Origin of the sequence: Haloarcula litorea (genome assembly GCF_029338195.1) — an archaeon.
In the GTDB taxonomy this organism is placed as follows: Archaea; Halobacteriota; Halobacteria; order Halobacteriales; family Haloarculaceae; genus Haloarcula; species Haloarcula litorea.
The window spans coordinates 2,681,934-2,697,595 of sequence record NZ_CP119779.1; the positions used below are offsets into that span (position 1 = coordinate 2,681,934).

20 protein-coding genes are annotated in these 15,662 nt (G+C 71.6%); 5 read left to right on the top strand and 15 right to left on the bottom strand.

The features are described from left to right. Nucleotides 1-31: 31 nt before the first annotated feature. A complete protein-coding gene (locus P0592_RS14495) occupies nt 32-187 on the bottom strand; it encodes a hypothetical protein (RefSeq protein WP_276271617.1) in 156 nt (51 codons plus the stop codon). Between the two features lie 83 nt (nt 188-270). Here P0592_RS14495 and P0592_RS14500 point away from each other — a divergent pair, with 83 nt between their 5' ends. Beyond that, nucleotides 271-768: a metal-dependent hydrolase gene (locus P0592_RS14500; RefSeq protein ID WP_276271618.1), complete on the top strand. Its 498-nt coding sequence runs from the start codon at nt 271-273 to the stop codon at nt 766-768. Here P0592_RS14500 and P0592_RS14505 read toward each other — a convergent pair. Further along, nucleotides 761-1,009 carry an MTH865 family protein gene (locus tag P0592_RS14505; protein WP_276271619.1) on the bottom strand — a complete coding sequence of 83 codons (249 nt, stop codon included), beginning with the start codon at nt 1,007-1,009 and terminating at the stop codon, nt 761-763. The genes P0592_RS14500 and P0592_RS14505 overlap by 8 nt on opposite strands. Nucleotides 1,010-1,129: 120 nt before the next feature. Here P0592_RS14505 and P0592_RS14510 point away from each other — a divergent pair, with 120 nt between their 5' ends. Then, entirely contained in the window at nt 1,130-2,446 is a 1,317-nt protein-coding gene (locus P0592_RS14510) for a PQQ-dependent sugar dehydrogenase (protein WP_276271620.1), read from the top strand. 24 nt (nt 2,447-2,470) lie between these two features. On the opposite strand, the gene P0592_RS14515 is transcribed toward P0592_RS14510, so the two are convergent. From P0592_RS14515 to P0592_RS14550, 8 genes are all read right to left on the bottom strand, one after another. Continuing rightward, nucleotides 2,471-3,061 carry a DJ-1/PfpI family protein gene (locus P0592_RS14515; RefSeq protein ID WP_276271621.1) on the bottom strand — a complete coding sequence of 197 codons (591 nt, stop codon included), beginning with the start codon at nt 3,059-3,061 and terminating at the stop codon, nt 2,471-2,473. 62 nt (nt 3,062-3,123) lie between these two features. After that, nucleotides 3,124-3,912 (bottom strand): HAD-IIA family hydrolase, encoded by a 789-nt coding sequence (locus P0592_RS14520; RefSeq protein WP_276271622.1) that lies wholly within the window; start codon nt 3,910-3,912, stop codon nt 3,124-3,126. A gap of 57 nt (nt 3,913-3,969) precedes the next feature. Then, nucleotides 3,970-5,364 carry a hypothetical protein gene (locus P0592_RS14525; protein WP_276271623.1) on the bottom strand — a complete coding sequence of 465 codons (1,395 nt, stop codon included), beginning with the start codon at nt 5,362-5,364 and terminating at the stop codon, nt 3,970-3,972. Continuing rightward, entirely contained in the window at nt 5,361-6,086 is a 726-nt protein-coding gene (locus P0592_RS14530) for an ABC transporter ATP-binding protein (protein ID WP_276271624.1), read from the bottom strand. Before P0592_RS14530 ends, P0592_RS14525 begins: the two co-directional genes overlap by 4 nt. Before the next feature lie 27 nt (nt 6,087-6,113). Then, nucleotides 6,114-6,761, bottom strand: coding sequence for a DUF998 domain-containing protein (locus tag P0592_RS14535; RefSeq protein ID WP_276271625.1), 648 nt, complete (start codon nt 6,759-6,761; stop codon nt 6,114-6,116). Between the two features lie 159 nt (nt 6,762-6,920). Beyond that, complete coding sequence (locus P0592_RS14540) at nt 6,921-7,397, bottom strand: hypothetical protein (RefSeq protein WP_276271626.1); 477 nt, start codon at nt 7,395-7,397, stop codon at nt 6,921-6,923. A gap of 118 nt (nt 7,398-7,515) precedes the next feature. After that, complete coding sequence (locus P0592_RS14545; RefSeq protein ID WP_276271627.1) at nt 7,516-8,208, bottom strand: DUF2071 domain-containing protein; 693 nt, start codon at nt 8,206-8,208, stop codon at nt 7,516-7,518. Between the two features lie 40 nt (nt 8,209-8,248). Further along, the gene (locus tag P0592_RS14550) at nt 8,249-8,935 is read right to left on the bottom strand and encodes a YqjF family protein (protein ID WP_276271628.1); all 687 of its coding nucleotides are present in this window, start codon (nt 8,933-8,935) and stop codon (nt 8,249-8,251) included. 117 nt (nt 8,936-9,052) lie between these two features. Between P0592_RS14550 and P0592_RS14555 the strand changes: the two genes are divergently transcribed. Genes P0592_RS14555 through P0592_RS14565 form a run of 3 tightly spaced genes read left to right on the top strand, consistent with a single transcriptional unit; the run spans nt 9,053 to nt 10,123 of the window. Next, nucleotides 9,053-9,553: a macro domain-containing protein gene (locus P0592_RS14555; RefSeq protein WP_276271629.1), complete on the top strand. Its 501-nt coding sequence runs from the start codon at nt 9,053-9,055 to the stop codon at nt 9,551-9,553. After that, complete coding sequence (locus tag P0592_RS14560) at nt 9,550-9,825, top strand: DUF8145 family protein (protein ID WP_276271630.1); 276 nt, start codon at nt 9,550-9,552, stop codon at nt 9,823-9,825. The genes P0592_RS14555 and P0592_RS14560 overlap by 4 nt, the downstream gene beginning before the upstream one ends. A gap of 55 nt (nt 9,826-9,880) precedes the next feature. Next, nucleotides 9,881-10,123, top strand: coding sequence for a hypothetical protein (locus P0592_RS14565; protein ID WP_276271631.1), 243 nt, complete (start codon nt 9,881-9,883; stop codon nt 10,121-10,123). Nucleotides 10,124-10,134: 11 nt separating this feature from the next. Here P0592_RS14565 and P0592_RS14570 read toward each other — a convergent pair whose 3' ends face one another. The 5 genes from P0592_RS14570 to P0592_RS14590 all read right to left on the bottom strand — a co-directional run bounded on the left by P0592_RS14570 (nt 10,135) and on the right by P0592_RS14590 (nt 15,618). Beyond that, on the bottom strand, nt 10,135-10,557 hold the full coding sequence (locus P0592_RS14570) for a DUF7522 family protein (protein ID WP_276271632.1): 423 nt from the start codon (nt 10,555-10,557) through the stop codon (nt 10,135-10,137). 155 nt (nt 10,558-10,712) lie between these two features. Further along, entirely contained in the window at nt 10,713-11,690 is a 978-nt protein-coding gene (locus P0592_RS14575; protein WP_276271633.1) for an aldo/keto reductase, read from the bottom strand. 42 nt (nt 11,691-11,732) lie between these two features. Continuing rightward, nucleotides 11,733-12,818 carry an ABC transporter permease gene (locus P0592_RS14580; RefSeq protein ID WP_276271634.1) on the bottom strand — a complete coding sequence of 362 codons (1,086 nt, stop codon included), beginning with the start codon at nt 12,816-12,818 and terminating at the stop codon, nt 11,733-11,735. Next, a complete protein-coding gene (locus P0592_RS14585) occupies nt 12,811-14,715 on the bottom strand; it encodes an ABC transporter permease family protein (protein WP_276271635.1) in 1,905 nt (634 codons plus the stop codon). The genes P0592_RS14580 and P0592_RS14585 overlap by 8 nt, the downstream gene beginning before the upstream one ends. Next, a complete protein-coding gene (locus P0592_RS14590; protein ID WP_276271636.1) occupies nt 14,716-15,618 on the bottom strand; it encodes an ABC transporter ATP-binding protein in 903 nt (300 codons plus the stop codon). It abuts the gene before it with no gap. Between the last annotated feature and the right edge of the window lie 44 nt (nt 15,619-15,662).

Below are 15,662 nucleotides of genomic sequence, written 5' to 3' on the forward strand. Positions count from 1 at the left end.
GTGTCTCGAGCGAACCGTCAGTTTCGGGGAATCACACCTCGTCGTCGGCGGTGTAGGTCTCCCTGCGGCGGCGGGTCAACAGCCAGAGGAAGAGGTAGCCGGCCGCGCCGATGACGAACAGCGTCGCCGGGATGAGAAAGGGGCCGAACGTCGCCACCAGCAGGTCCAGCCACGCCGTCGCGAGCATAGCGACCGTTGGCGAGCCGGACGGAAAAACGGGAGTGGTGTCCACCCGAGCTATTAACCACGAAGCGGCGACAAGGGCCCCACGTGTATCGCACGGGGCACTACGGGGCGGCGTTGCTCGGCTACGCACCCCTCGGGTTCGCGCTGCTGGTGCTCGGCGACCCGACGCTGGCGGTCGCGGGCGGTGCGCTCTCGCTGGCACTCGCACCGCTGCCGGACTACGACCAGCGGGTGCCGCTGGTCAGCCACCGGGGCGTGACTCACACGCTCCCGTTCGCCCTCGTCGTGGGCGGCTGTCTCGGCGCTGTCGGCTGGCTGGTCGGTGCGAACGGCGGGACGTGGCAGCCCGCGACCCTCGCGTTGTTCGGAGTCGTCGTTGGCGTGACCGCCGTCGGGTCGCACCTGCTCGCCGACGTCATCACACCGGCGGGTATCGTCCCGTTCTGGCCGGTCTCCGGGAAGAAGTACACGCTCGGGCTGGCCCGCGCCGACGACACGCTGGCGAACTACCTGTTGCTCGTCCTCGGCGTGTTCGTCACCGCACTCCTCGTCGTCGCCGCGCGCCCCGCCCTGCTCAGATGAGGTCGCGGTCCTCGAGCGACGCCATCACGTCGTCGACGAAGGAGTCGACGTCGTCGTAGGGGAAGTCCCCGTCGAGCTTGGTGTTGAGCTCCATCGCGGTCATCGAGAAGTCGCCCGACTCGAACTTCGTGGACGGGCCGCTTGGCAGCGCCGGCACGAGGTCCATCGGGCTGGAGATGGGGTAGTCTGCGTCTTCGAACGCTTCGACGAACTGGCTCCGCAGGTCCTCTCTGTCGACCATAGTCGTCTCACCTTTTGCGTCAGCCCGTGCATAAAGGGTTCGACGACTGGGCACTTTCCCGTTGTTTGGAGTTTATTCGACGCGGCCAACCTTCTTGTCCGTCCGGTCCTCCCGAGGCGTATGGACACGCCGACGCGACGCCGCTTCCTCCGGGCCGGCGGACTCGGACTCGCCGCCCTCGCCGGGTGTGGGAGGCAGGGCGACGGCCAGGATGGGAGCACGGAGACGGTCACCGGGACGGAGGACCCGGGGCTGGCTGCTCTCGAACTCGGTGCCGAGACGGTCGCGACGGGGTTCACGTCGCCCGTGAACGTGGTCACGACCGGGCCGAGCACGCACTACGTCGTCGACCAGATCGGCGTCGTCTCGGCCGTCCGCGACGGCGAGCGGACGGCCGCCCTCGACTTGCGAGATCGGATGGTCGACGTTGGCGGCTACGACGAACGGGGGCTGCTCGGGATGGCCGTCCACCCCGCGTTCGACGGCGGGGGCCGCGTCTACCTCCGGTACAGCGCGCCGCTCCGGGACGGGATGCCCGACGGCTACTCGCACACGTTCGTCCTCTCTGAGTTCCGACTGGCCGACGGGACCGTCGACCCGGCCAGCGAGCGGGTCCTGCTGGAGATCCCCCAGCCACAGTCCAACCACAACGCCGGGTCGGTGGCGTTCGGCCCCGACGGCTACCTCTACGTCGGCGTGGGTGACGGCGGCGGGGCCAACGACCGGGGACGGGGCCACGTCGCGGACTGGTACGACGCCGTCGCCGGGGGCAACGGACAGGACGTGACCGAGAACCTGCTGGGGAGTATCCTCCGGATCGACGTCGACCGCGAGGGTGACGGCGGGCGGCCCTACGGAGTGCCCGCCGACAACCCCCTCGTGGGGACGGAGGGGCTGCCCGAGCAGTACGCCTGGGGCCTGCGCAACCCCTGGCGGTTCTCCTTCGGACCCGACGGCGACTTCTTCGTCGCGGACGTCGGCCAGTCCCGCTACGAGGAGGTGAACGTCGTCGAGGCCGGCGGGAACTACGGCTGGAACGTCCGCGAGGGGACGGCCTGTTTCGGGGCCGACTCCTGTCCGAGCGAGACGCCGGACGGGACGGAACTGTCCGGCCCCATCGTCCAGTACCCCCACAGCGGCGGCCCCGTCTCGGGCGTCTCCGTCATCGGGGGGTACCGCTACGCCGGGAGCGACCTGCCCGAACTACAGATGCGGTACGTCTTCGCCGACTGGCGCGCCGAGGGCGACCTGTTCATCGCGACGGACAGCGGTGCCGAGCAGTGGCCGGTGACGACCGTCCCGGTCTCGGGCGAGGACGTCGGGCCGATGGTGCTCTCGTTCGGGGAGACCGGTGAGGGGGAACTGCTCGTCTGCACGACGGAGAGAGGGCGAGTCTCGGGATCGACCGGGGCCGTCAACCGGCTGCGACCGGCCTGAGACGGCCGCGAGAGGCCGACGCGGTCAGTCGTCGGCGGCCACGGCCGCCTCGTGGGACACCTCGTCCCCGAGCAGGTCCATGAACCCGGCCAGCCACTCGGGGTGGTCCGGCCAGGCCTGGCCGGTCACGAGATTGCCGTCCGTCGTCACCTCGTCGACCCACGAACAGCCGGCGGCCTCACACTCGGCCCGGACCGCGGGGTAGGCCGTCATCTCGTAGCCGTCGAGGACGCCGGCGGCCGCGAGGATCTGCGGGCCGTGACAGAGGGCGGCGACCGGCTTGTCCGCGTCGAAGAAGTGCCGGACCGCGTCGAGGACCTCGTCGTAGGTACGGAGGTACTCGGGGGCACGCCCGCCCGGTACCACCAGGGCGTCGTAGTCGCTCGGTTCGATCTCGGCCATCGTCGCGTTCAGTTCGAAGTCGTGACCGCGCTCCTCCAGGTAGGTCTGGTCGCCGCGGAAGTCGTGGACGGCCGTCTTGACCGTCTCGCCGGCCTCCTTGTCCGGACACACCGCGTCCACGTCGTGTCCGACCATCTGGAGCGCCTGGAACGGGACCATAATCTCGAGGTCTTCGCCGAAGTCGCCGACGATCATCAGGATGGACTTGCTCATCGGTAACACCGTCCGGACGTAGGGCTGGCGGTCGTTTAAAGATATAGGACAGACAACAACAATCACTCGGCGGGGAGCAGGTCGGGCACGTCCGCCAGCGAGTCGACGACGTGGTCCGGCGTCACGTCGCTCCCCTCGATCGCCCGCCGGTCACCGACGCCGGACCGGACCAGCACCGTCGTCATCCCCGCCCGCTCGCCCATCGCGACGTCCGTGTCGAGGCGGTCGCCGACGACGAGGCAGTCCTCGGCGGGGCAGTCGACCCGTTCGAGGGCCGCTTCGACGGCCCACTCGGAGGGCTTGCCCAGCACGGCGTCGGGGTCCCGCTCCGTGACGCCGGCGATGGCCCTGACGACCGCCCCGGACCCCGGGACCGGGTTCCCGTCGCCGTCGGGGAAGGTCACGTCCGGGTCCGTGCCGAGGAAGGCGGTGTCCTCGTCGAGCGCCCGCAGCGCCGCCAGCATGTCCCGGTAGTGGAACTCGTCGGTCCAGGAGGCGAGCAACACGTCGGCCTCCCGCGGCTCTTCCGTCACGGTCGCCTCCGTCCGGTCGATCCGCTCCCGGACCGAGTCGTCCCCGACGACGAACACCGCGTCGTCCGCGTGGTTCTCGTCGACGTAGCGCCGAGTGACGGTCGCCGACGAACACGCCTCCCCCGCACGGGCGTCGATCCCCAACGTCTGCAGGCGCTCGACGTACTCCGCGCCGCCGTGCAGGGGGTTGTTCGAGAAGAAACAGATCGAGAGGCCGCGGTCCCGCAGCCGGTCGACCGCCCGGCTCGCGCCGGGCAGCGGGGAGTCGCCGTGGTAGACGGTGCCGTCGAGGTCGAGGATCGCGCCCCGCAGTGTCATCGTCGATCCCTACGAACGGGGTCGGCAAAAGCCCACGCAGTCCGCTCGCTCGTCGACTCAGGCCGCGAGACGGCGCTGCCAGCGCGGGCCGGCCCGGCGGGCGAGCCACCACCCGGCCGCGCCCGCCACCGCCGAGAGCGCGACGGCCCCACCGACGGCCAGCGTCGGGGCGACGGCGACGACCAGTGCCGCGACCAGCAGCGGGACCGCGAGCGCCGCCAGCGCCGCGCCGAAGGCGGCGAACAGCGCGGTGTCGAACAGCAGTTCGTTCGGGGCCAGCCCCGTCAGGTACGCCGACACCCCGAAGACGTAGCTCGCGACGCCGGGGGCCACGAGCGCACCGACGGCGAGGTCCGCCGGCGGGTACCACAGCGCCGCGACGGCGAGGTAGGCCAGCGCCGTCGGCACCGACAGCGCCAGATGGGCCCGCAGCGCCCCGCGGAAGACGGCGTCGTAGCCAACCGGGAACCGCAGGTACTCCCGCTGCCCCTCGAACTGCGTCACCCAGCTGTAGGTGGTGAACGCCCCCAGTCCGAGCAGCGTCCCGAGCGCGACGCCGGCGTGGGGGTCGATTCCCGTCGCCGCGGCGACCCGCGCGAGCAACAGCGCCGTCACGGCGAACAGCACGCCCATCGAGAAGACGACCTTGCCGACCGAGCCCGAGGAGCGGGCCACCGAGAGCAGCGGCCGCCGCGTGAGCGGGTCCTCGACGCCGGTGAACAGCCGCTCGGTGGTGCGGTGTCGGCCCGACCCGCCGTCGTCGACCGGTTCGAACAGCGCGACGCCGGCCACCGCGAGCGCCGCGGTCGGGACGAGTCCCCGTGCGACCGCGTCGAGCGAGCCGCCGGCGTACAGCGCGTAGGGCGTGTACGCCACGGGGTCCAGCGCCCCGGCGACGGCGGCGCTGGTCCCGCCGGCCAGCGCGACGAGCAGGACGGCCCGACTCCGGGCGGCCAGCGCGATCAGCGCGAGGCTCAGGGACGCGCCGAACGCGAAGGCGGTGACGGCGGCCACCCAGAGGCGGGCGACGGCCGCCGGAGCCAGCCCCGACTCGGCCGCCACCACGCCGACGCCGACGACGGCCGGCGTCAGCACGAACCCGGTGTAGTAGCAGACGTCCTTGACGAGGAACGTCGCCAGCAGCCGTCGCCACGAGAGCGGCAGCGTCCGCGCGGAGAACACCAGCAGCGTCACGTCGCCCAGCACGTCCCGCAGGGCGTCCCGGCCGACGAGCCCGATGGTGCCGACCTGCAGGCCGAAAAAGCCCACGAGCGCGACCAGCCCGCCGGCCACGTCCGCCGGCGGCGTCCCCGTGTAAGCCAGCAGCCACGTCCCGGCGGCCGCTAGCGCGGCGATCAGGAGCGGGAACAGGGCGAACCGCCGGCCCCCGAACAGGTGGCTGTGGAGCCGCCACTCCTCGCGGAGCAGCCTGCGGAACAGCCCGCCGGTCACGCCCGGACCCCCGCCGCGTCGCCGCCGACCTCGGCGACGAAGTAGTCCAGCAGGTCGGCCTCGGTCATCTCGCGGGGGTCACACTCGGCGACGAGGCGGCCGTCCTCGACGATGCCGACGTGGGTGCAGAGCTCGGCGGCCACGTCGACGTAGTGGGTCGAGAGGAACAGCGTGTTCCCGCGCTCGCAGTAGCTCGCGAGCTGGGACTTGACCTCCTCCTGCATGATAGGGTCGAGGTTGACCAGCGGCTCGTCGATGAACACGAGGTCGGGGTCGTGGAGGAACGCGGCGGCCAGCATCACGCGCTGTCGTTCGCCCTCCGAGAGCCCGGTCGCGAGCGCGTCGAGGACGCCGGCGAACCCGAGCCGGTCGGCCCACTCGTCGATGCGGGCCTCGTGGTCGGCCACGTCGCGAACCTCCGAGACGAAGGTGAGGTACTCCCGCGGCGTGAGGAAGCTCGGCGGGTCCTCGCGCTCCGGGAGGATGCCGATGGCCGACCGGACGGCGAGCGGTTCCGCTGCGGGGTCGCGCCCGACGACGCTGGCCGAGCCGCCGGTGGGCTCGCGCTGCCCGGTCAGCAGCTCGATGGTCGTCGTCTTTCCCGAGCCGTTCGGCCCCAGCAGGCCGAAGACGGCCCCCTCCTCGATCGACAGGGAGAGGCCGTCCAGCGCGGTCACGTCGCCGAAGTCGCGGCGGAGGTCCGTCGTCTCGATGGCTGCCATCTCGTCGGTGACTGTCGGTGCAGTCCCTTAGCCCTTTGTCCGTGCCGTGGACGACGGGGCCGTGGGCGCGGCCGCGCCGGCCCGTTCGCCGGCGAGGTGCCAGCGGGCCGTCCAGACGACCCAGCCGCCGAACAACAGCGCGCCGGCGAACTCCGGCACTGCGAGCCCGCCGCGGGTGAACGCGCCGCCGGTCGCCCACCAGTACCAGACGGCGACGTGGACGCCGACGAGCGCGAGCGTGACGGCCCCGCGCACCCGAGCCCCGGCCAGGGCGTTCCCGACGGCGTAGGCGGCCATCGCCACCATCGACGCCAGGTAGAACGTCACCGCGGCCGGCGCGTGCAGCGCCTGGCTGTACGGGAACACGCCGACGCCCGCCAGGCCGATCAGCGCGACCACGAACGGCAGGGCGGCGACGCGTTCGACCGGGTGGCCGGCCCCCCGGGACAGTGTCAGCGCGAACGCCAGCCCGACGACGGCACCGACGACCAGTCCGCCGTCGAACAGCAGCGTCGTCACCGGCGTCGCCGCGGCGTCGCCCGGCTGGCCCAGGTCCGACAGCGCGTCCCCGGTCCACCGGAACGTCGGCGACGCCACCGTCGCCGCGAGGATCGCCAGGTCCGTCAGGCCGACCGACGCCACCCCCGCCCACGCGCTCGCCCTGTCAGTCTCCATCGTGTGAACCCTGACCGCGCGGTCGAGGTAAACCTGAGGGTGGTCGACGACCGTTCCCCGTCCCACCGTCGCCCCCGCGTGCGCGTGTCCGTGTTCGCGGGTCCGGGCCGACGCTGGACCGACGCCGGTCGGACGGAACCACGCGGCCGCTCGGCGGCACTACACGGTCGACGGCGGCGTCCCCGCCGTCGGCTGGTCGTGCCCTCGCCCCAGTCGTCGCCACCCGAGCACTCCGGCGGCGACGAGGAGCAGTCCGCCGACGACGAGCAGGAAGGGTTCGGCTCCGAGGACGAACACGACCGGGTCGCCGTCGTACATCGTCGTCTCGGCGTACAGGGTCGTGTTCCGAACGTGCCAGTAGACCGCCCGGAGCGCGTAGAACAGCACGACACCGCCGCCGGCGATCGGTACGACGGCGGCCCGTCGCCACCGGAGCGTAGCGACGGTGCCGACGACGCCGACGGCACCGACGCCCGCGAGCAGTCGCTCGCTCCGATTGAGTCTCCCGCCCCACCCGGTCACGATCGTCCCCTCGTACCCCGGAGCGACGTGAACGAGCCCCTGGTGGACGCCGACCACGATGGCCGCGAGTCCGCCGACGGCGAGGGCGACCGGCAAGACGGTGCTGTATCGCACGACGACCGTTTCCGAGCGGCGTGACTTAGTCGTTCCCCCGAAACGCCGGTGGATCGGTGCCCGTCGGTTCCGCTCCGCCGTCCGTCGCTCGGACGGCCACAGCCCCACACGGCGGCCCTCAGTCCAGCCACACCGGGACCGGCGGCGCGAGCGAGAGCGTCTTCCCCGGGCTGTAGTGGACGACCGGGTCGCCCTCGGCCGGCGGCAGCGACAGCGCGTCGAGCGGTGCGGCCCCCGCGTCGGCCGCGACGGGTGCCAGCGGCCAGTCGTCGCCGCTGACGCTCCCGACCAGCCGCGTCCCCAGCGCGTCGCTGGCGAAGTACCGCTCGCGCTCGACGAGGAATCGGGCCAGCGAGTCCGGCGGAGCCGATCCCGGGTCGCCGTCGCCCGGCGTGTACCGGACGTCGAACACCCGCCGGCCGTCGGCGGTGAGGGTGCGTCGTCGCCGGCCACTCCCCTCGTCCGCCCGCGTGACCTCGCCCTCCCGGATCGGGAGCCCCAGCCCGGGGCCGCCGAGCGCCGACGCCACCTCGTCGGCGGTGTAGACGGCGAGGAAGCGGACGCCGCGCTGGCCGTCGGGACCACGGACCGGCGTCCGGACGTTGACCCACTCGGCCGGCCGGGTCAGCGAGACGCCGAAGGTGTCGGCGCTCGCGACGGTGTGGGCGAGGGCCGTCACCCACGCGGTCCCGTCGAACCGCTCGACTGTGAGCCAGTCGGGAACCGCCGCGGCGAGGGCGTCCGCGTCGACCGGCCAGTGGCAGAAACAGGCGTCCTCGACGGTCACGTCGAGCGGACGGAGCGTGCGCATAGCGAGGGGTTCGACGCCGAGCGACGTGAGTGTCACGCCCTCAAGCCCGGTGGAGGCGGCCGGCGGTCACGTCGATGGCGGGACTGTAGTGGACGACCGGGTCGCCGACGGGGTCGTCGAAGCCGTTGGCCTCGAACAGCTCGTTCCGGCGGACCTCGACGCGGCCGGCCTGGAGCGGCCAGGGCTCGTGGTCGATGTCGGCGTAGTACACGCGGCCGTCGCGGTCGGCGACGTAGAAGCGGTACCGCGACACGAGGAACGCCTCGCGCGAGCCCGGCTCCGGCGTGCTCGGCTCGCTGTCGGCGGCGGGGCCGTACGTCGCGTCGAAGTCCGCCGGCGGCGCGCGACCGTCGGTCCGCTGGCTCCGGAACCGGACGTCGTCGCCGCGCCGGCGGACGGTCATCGACGCGCGGTAGTACGGCAGCTCGAACAGCCGGCGGGCGACGGAGACGCCGAGCCTGTCGTCGGCGTCGAGGTTGTAGAAGTAGACGCCGGGCGTCGTCCCGTCGGTGACGTAGGTCCGGAGGTTCAGCTCGCCGAACGACCGGCCGAGGGGACTCCCGCGCGGTCGGACGTCCGCCATCTCGAAGGGCACGACGCCGAGCCAGGCCCGCCCCTCGTGGGTGTCGACCGAGAGCCCGTCGGGGAGCGTCGCCGCCACGACCTCGGGCTCGACCGGCCAGTGCAGGAACCCCACGTCCCGCCACGCCATCGTGAGCAGGTCCATACCTGGCGTAGGGATCGGACGGTTTTCGGCCTGGCGTGGCAGGCCCTGGCACGAACCGTGACGCGGGGGCGGCACGCCCCCAGTGGTTCTATGGGCGCGGCGCTCCCAGCCCCGCGTATGGAGTTCGAGGTGGTCCAGGGCGACATCGCCGCACAGTCGGCCGACGCGCTCGTCAACGCCGCGAACACGAGCCTCCGGATGGGGTCCGGCGTCGCCGGTGCGCTCAAGCGCGCCGCGGGGTCGGGCCTGCCCGACGAGGCCGTCGCGAAGGGACCCGTCGATCTGGGCGGCGTCGCGACGACGGACGCCTACGACCTCGACGCAGAGTACGTGATCCACGCCGCCGCGATGCCGCCCGGCGGCGAGTCGACGGCGGAGTCCATCCGCGACGCCACCCGGAACGCGCTCGCCGAGGCCGACGCGCTGGACTGCGAGTCCGTCGTCCTCCCGGCGATCGGGTGTGGCATCGCGGGCTTCGACTTCGAGGAGGGCGTGCGGCTCATCTGCGAGGTGATCCGCGACTTCGAGCCGTCGTCGCTGACCGACGTGCGCCTGATCGCCTACGACGACGACAGCTACGAGACGATCCGCCGGGTCGCCGACGAGGTGCGGTCGTGAGCGGCGACGGCGAGGACGGACCGGAGACAGAGTCGGCGGCGTCCCCCGCCGCCGACCGCCCCGTTGTCTGTCCGGTCTGTGGGGCCGACTTCGAGTCGGTGTCGGTCCACGACGAGGGCGTGATGGTCAATCTGCTGGACAACGAGGTGTTCCGCCGCGTCTGCTTCCAGCCGGCCGGCGAGGGCGGGACGCCCGTGGTCCGCTTCTTCCACCACACCCACGAGCAGGCGGGGACCGACGATCCCGGGACGCCGGGCGGTCGGGTCCCCTGAGTCCCGGCGCGGGCGCTACCGAACGTTTTTGTCGTCCGCCGTAACAGTCGGAGGTATGGCCCTCCACCCACTGCAGTTCGGCGTCCCCGGTGGCATCGAGATCCTCGTCCTCCTGATCGTGATGTTCCTCTCGGTCGTGGTGCCACTGATCGCCGCCGTCCTGATCTACCGGGACGCGGACCGACGCGACAGCGGCCACGCCCTCGCGTGGGCCGCCGGAGCGTTCTTCGGCAGCGTCGTCGTCTGGATCCTCTACCTCGTCGTCCGGGACGAGGTGGGGCCAAGCGGCGCGGCGTAGCCGGCCGCCGATCAGTCTTCGAGTACCGCCGTGATGGCGACGGCGGCCTCCTCGAAGTCGTCAACGTCGATACCGTCGGTCGTGAGCAACACGCCCGCGTCCGGGCCGAGGACGCGGACCACGAACCCCTCCCCGTGGACCCGCACGGTGAACTCGTAGGGACCGATGCTCTCGTCGGCGGCGGGGACCGCCAGCGCTGTCCGGACCGGGGCCTCAGCGAAGCCGACGCGCTCGAACTCGACGAGTCGGGCCTTGACCTCCAGGGCAGTCTCACGGGTCTCGTAGAGGTCCGAGCGAACGTACAACAGGTCCATCTCGGAGGGCGTGAAGTACACCACGCTCCGGAGCGTGTCGCCGATGCTGGTCCGGGCCGCAGTCACGATGCTATCGGCGAACTGCGTGTCGATACCGGTGTCGAATGGGACATCGTACATACGACGAGTACGACGCCCCGGATATTAGCTGTGCGCGCCAGTTTTCGGGCGTGGGGAGCCACCCCGGTCTGCACTGGCTCTCGGTCGTTGTTCGACCGCTCTGTCGGCACCCCGATTCGGGGATCGGTTCGCTCCCCCGCTCGTTCTCGGATGGCCTACTCGTGTCCCGACACCGGCACCGGCTCGTAGGGCTCCTCCAGCCACGCCACGTCGCTCTCGGCGAGGTCGATCTCCAGCGCCTCGACGGCCTCTTCCAGGTGCTCGACGCTGGAGGTGCCGACGATCGGTGCGTCCACCCACTCCTTGTCGAGGACCCACGCCAGCGCGATCTGTGCCATCGTGGCGTCGTACTCCTCGGCCAGTTCCCCCACGCGCTCGTTGACCTCGCGGCCGTTGCCCTCGAAGTAGGGGTGTTCGCGGGCGTGGCTGTCCGTCTCGCCCCGCGTCGTCGCGTCGAACTCCTCGTGGGGCCGCGTGAGGTAGCCCCGGGCCAGCGGGCTCCACGGGATGACGCCGATCCCCTCGCGGTCACAGAGCGGCAACATCTCCCGCTCTTCCTCGCGGTAGAGCAGATTGTAGTGGTCCTGCATCGTCGCGAACCGTTCGAGGTTCCGCAGGTCGCTCACACGCAGCGACTCGGCGAGCTGGTAGGCCCACATCGACGACGCGCCGACGTACCGGGTCTGCCCGCGTCGGACGGCGTCGTCGAGCGTCCGGAGCGTCCCTTCGATCGGGGTGTCGTAGTCCCAGCGGTGGATCTGGTAGAGGTCGACGGTGTCCATCCCCAGCCGATCGAGGGAGTTCGACAGCTCCTGCTCCAGGGCCTTCCGCGAGAGCCCCCCGGAGTTGGGGTTCCCGTCGTCCATCTGGAAGTACCCCTTGGTGGCGACGACCTGCTCGTCGCGCTCGTAGTCGTCCAGCACGTTCCCGAGCACCCGCTCGGACTCGCCCCGCGAGTACATGTTGGCGGTGTCGAAGAAGTTGATCCCGAGGTCGATCGCCCGCTCGATGACCTCCCGGCTCTCCGACTCGTCGAGTACCCACTCGCGCCACTCCGGCGTGCCGAAGCTCATACAGCCCAGGCAGAGTCGGCTGACCTCCATCCCGGTCGAACCCAGTGTCGTGTACTCCATACCGGAGGGCAGAGCGGCGACGGCAAAAAGCCACCTCCCAGTTCAGAGCGCGCTCGGGTCGACGCCCGCGATATACTGGCGCGCGGCGGCGTAGGCGGCGACCGCGAGGACGACGAACCCGCCGACGTGGCCGTAGGTCAGCAGCGACGGGCTGTCGACGGCCAGCTTTGCGACGGTCGTCGCGGGGTGTTCGGGGAGCAACACGGCGGCCCCGAACACCACCAGCGTCAGCACGGAGTAGAGCAACTGCGCCGGCCGCCGTCGCCCCGTCGCGACGCCCAGCGTCACCCCGATGGTGACGACCAGCGTCGCGACGGCGGCGACGAACACCAGCAGCGCGAGGACGTTCGCCACGCGGATGCCGTTCGCCGACAGGAGCAGGACCCACAGCAGCGACTGCGCCGGGGCCAGGGCCGCCATTCCCAGCGCCTTCCCGTCGACCACGTCCAGCAGCGAGACGGGCGCGACCCGCAGGAGTTCGAGCGTCCCGCGCTCCATCTCCTCGGTGACGGTGTCGACGGCGACGGAGCCGCTGATGAACGCCGGCAGGAACAACAGCAGCGGGATCAGGACGGTGTAGGTGAACCCGAAGTACGGGCTGGCCGACGCCTCGGGCGGCAGCGGGACCGGATCGTCGTCGAGGTAGCCGGACCGCTCGATCCGTTCCTGCCGCTCCAGCGCGTTCAGGACGCCCCGGACCTCGACGACGACGAGCGTCGATCGGACGCTCCCCTCCGGAACGCGGGCCGTCACCGCGATCCGCTGTCCGCCGTCGGGGCTGTCCGCGTACTCCGCGGCCAGCAGCGCGTCGACGCGCCCCTCCTGGAAGGCGAACCGCGCCGCCTGCGGGTCTTCGAACGCCACGGCGTCTGCCCCGTCGCGCTCGTCGGCCGCCCGCAGCAACTCCTCGCGGGCCTCGCCCGTGACGGCCATCTCCACCTCGCCGGCGGAGACGGAGCCGGGGTCGTACAGCGACGTGAGCCCGACGACGAGGAACGACGAGAACCCCGCGACGAACAGCTGGATGAGCAGGGCCAGCACGATGGTCTTCTCGCGGGACAGCGACGCCACGTCCCGGCGGGCGACGACGAGCCGCGGGTCGCGGTACCACGGGCGGTCCTCAGGCAAGCCCGACCACCACCGCGAGGTTGTACGCGAAGTGGACGAGGACGGCGGCGACCACCGCCCCGACGTAGGCCCGCCGGCCGCGCTGTGCGCCCACCGAGGAGATGGCGGCCGTCACCGAGTGCAGGAGGAGCGGCGCGAACAGGAACAGCAGCGCCACGGCCCAGACGGGGACGCCGGCCGGCGGCGTCGCCCCGCTGAGCGCGGCGTTGCCGATCGGCAGGTCCTCCAGGTTCGACAGCCGCGCGATGAGCAGCCCCTTCTCGGCGACGAAGAAGCCGGCCCCCGAGAGGACGCCGAGCCCGACGGCCGACCGGAGCCCGCGCTCGTAGCTGGCGTGGGCGTAGCCCGCGTAGAGGTGGACGCTCTTCGCGACCTCCTCGATGCCCGCCACGACGACCAGCACGAGGACGATGCCAAGCGACTGGTTCGTCCCGAAGACGTTCAGCGTCACCGAGTCCAGCACGAACAGGAACGCGACGGCCGCCAGTTCCGCGACGACGACGAACGGCAGCAGGATCGCGCTCAGTTTCAGCGCGCTCTTCCGGGACGTGATCCGGCCCGCGAGCGCGTCGAGCACCTTCAGCGGGATGGCCCGCTGGGTGAACATGTCCTCCTCGCGGTAGAGGCCGGCCCCGAGCCCGAACAGCACGAGCGCGGTCAGCGTCGGCGGCACCGTCGAGAACGCGAACTCGCCGAGCGCGATCGACTGGCCGGTGAGGTCCTTCACGACCAGCGTCAGCGGCGAGATGAGCGCGATCGGCGTCACGTCGGTGAAGATGGCCGGGACGAAGGCGTAGGAGGTCAGCGTCACGGTCACCGTCACCGTGACGAAGGTGAGTTCCTTGAACGAGCGGGCGAACATCGCGCCACAGAACGTCGCCGCGAGGAAGAGCCCCGCGATCGGGAGGATCGCCAGCACCGCGACGGGGCTGCCCGTCGGCGCGATCCCGCTGACCCGCAGGACGCCCGTGATGGCGGCCGCGACGCCGACGGCCCCCGCGAAGTACGGCAGCGTCTTGCCCGCGATGATGTCGCCCCGGGACGCGGGCGTCACCAGCAGGAGTTCTCCCCGGCGGTTCAGCCGCTCGGACAGCATCGAGGAGCCGTACGCCTGGATGACGAAGTTCATCGGGACGACGTAGAGGAAGGCGAGCACGAGCGACTCGAAGGGGAACGGCGGCGAGATGTCCGCCGGCGTCCCGCCCTGCACGTCGCCGGTGAGCCGCGCGCCGAGCGCGCCCAGATTCGCCCCGCCGCTGCCGCCGGCCGTGCCGCCGCCGGAGCCGCCGACCGCGCCGCCGGTACCGGTCGCTCCGTCGCCGGCGCTTCCGTCACCGGTCGTCCCGTCGCCACCGTCGGTGCCAGCCGCTCCGCCGCCACCGCTCCCGTCGCTCGTCCCGCCGTCACCGGTCGTGCCGCCACCGCTGCTCGACCCCAGTTCCACGCCGTCCTGCTCGGCGTAGACCAGCGTCACGGCGACGGGGAACCCGGCGGTCCCGTTCACGCCCGGCCGCGCCATCAGCCGATCGTTGTACCGGCCGGTCGTGTCCCGCAGTTCCGAGAGCGCGGCCGACTGCTTCACCGTCTGCGGGGGCGTCAGCAGTCGCGCCCCCTCGAAGGCAAGCTCCTGTTCGCCCCGGCGGACCGCGCCCACGTCCGGCGGCTGGGTCCGGAAGCTCCCGTCGCCGCGCGCCACGTCGTAGTAGGGGTTCGTCTCCGCGACGCCGATGCGGTAGATGTCCGCCTCGACGCCGGTTCCGCCCGCGACGGCGACGCCAGCGACGCCGCCCATCGCCACCAGCGCGACCGCCATAACGGCGAGCGTCCGCTTGTCGAGGCCGCCGGCGTTCTTCGTCACCTCCCACTTCGCGACCCGCAACAGCTTGTCCCACTGCATCTACGCCGCGTCCTCCCCGACGTAGCGGGTCCCCTGAGTCTCCGTCTCGGCGACGTTGAGGAACACCTCCTCGAGGCTGGACTCCTCGGTCCGGATGTCGACCACCTCGCCGCCGGCCGCCTCGACGGCCGACCGGGTCTCCTCGACGGCGTCCATACTCTCGACGACCCGCCGGTAGTGGCCGTTCTCCCGGACCGCGCCGTCGACCTCGACGGTGGTGTAGACGTGGTACTCCGTCCGGCCGTACTCGGACTGCAGTTCCGAGAGGTCGCCGCGGGCGACGATCCGGCCCTCGTTCATGATGGCGACCCGGTCGCAGATCGACTCGACGTGGAAGAGGTTGTGCGCCGAGAAGACGATGGTCTTGCCCTCCGCCGCGAGCTGTTCGGTGAACTCGATGACGTAGTTCGTCGTCAGCGGGTCCAGGCCCGAGGCGGGCTCGTCGTAGATCAGCACGTCGGGGTCGTTGATGAGCGAGCGGGCGATGGCGACCTTCCGCTTCATCCCCTTGGACATGTCGCCGAGCTTCCGGTCGCGGTGTTCCAGCTCGAGCTCGTCCAGCGTCTCGTGCATCCGCTCCTCGGCGACGTCGCCGGGGACGTCGTAGAGGTCCGCGAAGAACTCCAGGTAGGAGATCGGGGTCATCTCCTCGTACAGCGGCGACTCCTCGGGGAGGAAGCCCAGCCGCTGGCGCATCGCCGTCTCGTCGGTGTCGTAGCCGGCGACCTCCGCCTCGCCTTCGGTCGGTTCCAGCAGGCCGGCGAGCATCTTCAGCGTCGTCGTCTTCCCGGCCCCGTTGGGTCCGATGACGCCGAACACCTCCCCGGCGTCGACCGAGAACGAACTCCCCTCGACGGCGACGAAATCGCCGTACTCCTTGCGCAGCTCCCGTGCCTCGATCATCTGCCGGCGTGTTGTGACCGGACCAAGGTATACCTTCCCTCCGT

Bases quoted from the DNA above. Each gene is read 5' to 3' on its own strand.
- P0592_RS14495 (WP_276271617.1), bottom strand. From the start codon at position 187: ATGCTCGCGACGGCGTGGCTGGACCTGCTGGTGGCGACGTTCGGCCCC.
- P0592_RS14505 (WP_276271619.1), bottom strand. From the start codon at position 1,009: ATGGTCGACAGAGAGGACCTGCGGAGCCAGTTCGTCGAAGCGTTCGAA.
- P0592_RS14510 (WP_276271620.1), top strand. From the start codon at position 1,130: ATGGACACGCCGACGCGACGCCGCTTCCTCCGGGCCGGCGGACTCGGA.
- P0592_RS14515 (WP_276271621.1), bottom strand. From the start codon at position 3,061: ATGAGCAAGTCCATCCTGATGATCGTCGGCGACTTCGGCGAAGACCTC.
- P0592_RS14520 (WP_276271622.1), bottom strand. From the start codon at position 3,912: ATGACACTGCGGGGCGCGATCCTCGACCTCGACGGCACCGTCTACCAC.
- P0592_RS14530 (WP_276271624.1), bottom strand. From the start codon at position 6,086: ATGGCAGCCATCGAGACGACGGACCTCCGCCGCGACTTCGGCGACGTG.
- P0592_RS14535 (WP_276271625.1), bottom strand. From the start codon at position 6,761: ATGGAGACTGACAGGGCGAGCGCGTGGGCGGGGGTGGCGTCGGTCGGC.
- P0592_RS14545 (WP_276271627.1), bottom strand. From the start codon at position 8,208: ATGCGCACGCTCCGTCCGCTCGACGTGACCGTCGAGGACGCCTGTTTC.
- P0592_RS14550 (WP_276271628.1), bottom strand. From the start codon at position 8,935: ATGGACCTGCTCACGATGGCGTGGCGGGACGTGGGGTTCCTGCACTGG.
- P0592_RS14555 (WP_276271629.1), top strand. From the start codon at position 9,053: ATGGAGTTCGAGGTGGTCCAGGGCGACATCGCCGCACAGTCGGCCGAC.
- P0592_RS14565 (WP_276271631.1), top strand. From the start codon at position 9,881: ATGGCCCTCCACCCACTGCAGTTCGGCGTCCCCGGTGGCATCGAGATC.
- P0592_RS14570 (WP_276271632.1), bottom strand. From the start codon at position 10,557: ATGTACGATGTCCCATTCGACACCGGTATCGACACGCAGTTCGCCGAT.
- P0592_RS14575 (WP_276271633.1), bottom strand. From the start codon at position 11,690: ATGGAGTACACGACACTGGGTTCGACCGGGATGGAGGTCAGCCGACTC.
- P0592_RS14585 (WP_276271635.1), bottom strand. From the start codon at position 14,715: ATGCAGTGGGACAAGCTGTTGCGGGTCGCGAAGTGGGAGGTGACGAAG.
- P0592_RS14590 (WP_276271636.1), bottom strand. From the start codon at position 15,618: ATGATCGAGGCACGGGAGCTGCGCAAGGAGTACGGCGATTTCGTCGCC.